1 protein-coding gene is annotated in these 1,183 nt (G+C 66.8%); it reads right to left on the bottom strand.

From position 1 onward, the window contains the following. Window positions 1-1,091: IS256 family transposase (locus ACFWW8_RS38640; protein ID WP_386537626.1), on the bottom strand; the 1,091-nt coding region annotated here is incomplete at its 3' end. Window positions 1,092-1,183: the final 92 nt, after the last annotated feature.

Raw genomic sequence — 1,183 nt, 5'->3', positions numbered from 1 at the left:
CGGAGCCGCGAGTTGATCGATTCGACCATGTTCGTCGAGTAGACCACCGTCCTTATGGCCGGCGGGAACGCCAGGTAGGGCGTGAACTCAGGCCAGGCCGACCGCCAGGTCCGGACGATCGCGGGGTAGCGTTCGCCCAGGTCAGAGGCTGCGAACAGGTCGAGGGCCTGTTCGGCGGCCTGCTCTGTGGGGGCCGTGTAGATGGCCTCGAGGGCCGGCACCAGCTTCGGGTGGTCCCGTGACGACGAGAGCCTGAGCGAGGCCCTGGTCAGGTGGATCACGCAGGTCTGGACGGTGGCCTTGGGCCAGGTCGCGGTGACCGCGTCGGGCAGGCCCTTCAGGCCGTCGCAGACCACGATGCAGACGTCCTCGATGCCCCGGTTCCGCAGCTCCGACAGGACCGCCATCCACGTAGTGGCGCCCTCACCCTCGGCTCCGACCCACAGGCCGAGGACGTCCTTGCGGCCGTCCATGTCGACACCCACCGCCAGATAGACCGGCTTCGATGCCACCGAACCAGAGCGGATCTTCACCCACAACGCGTCGATGTAGATGATCGGCCAGACCGGGTCGAGAGGCCTGTTCTGCCAGGTCACGAGCTCGTCGATCACAGCGTCAGTGACCTTGCTGATCAGGTCGGGACTGACCTCAACCCCGTAGATCTGCGCCAGATGGGAGCGAATGTCACGCACGCTCATCCCGCGCGCGTAGAGCGAGAGGATCCGGTCGTTGAACCCCGCGAGCCGACGGGCGTTCTTCGGAACCAGACGCGGTTCGAAGTCGCCGTTGCGATCCCGCGGCACCGCCAGAGTGACCGCGCCCGCATCGGTGAGGACCGTCTTGGGCGGGGTCCCATTGCGGGAGTTGCCCGACCCGTGACCTGCGGAATCTCCACGCTCGTAGCCGAGGTGTTCGCTCATCTCGGCTTCCAGGGCCCGCTCCAGAACGGCCTTGGTGATCTCCGTCAGGAGCCCGCCCTCACCGAGCAGGGCCGCTCCCGAGGCATCAGCCTTGTCGAGCAGTCGCTCGACCACCTCGTCGACCATATTGTCGCCGGCCACGGACGCGGCCGCTTCGTCTTTGTCTGCCATGACTCGTCCGATCCGCCTGGCCCACAGGCCCGAGGCCGAGCCCCGGGCCAGGCTTCCACATCACGGACTTACACGATCTTTCAGACACGCTC

Origin of the sequence: Streptomyces sp. NPDC058701, from assembly GCF_042715295.1 — a bacterium.
Taxonomy (GTDB): domain Bacteria; phylum Actinomycetota; class Actinomycetes; order Streptomycetales; family Streptomycetaceae; genus Streptomyces.
This window is presented reverse-complemented; position numbering and strand designations above follow the sequence as displayed.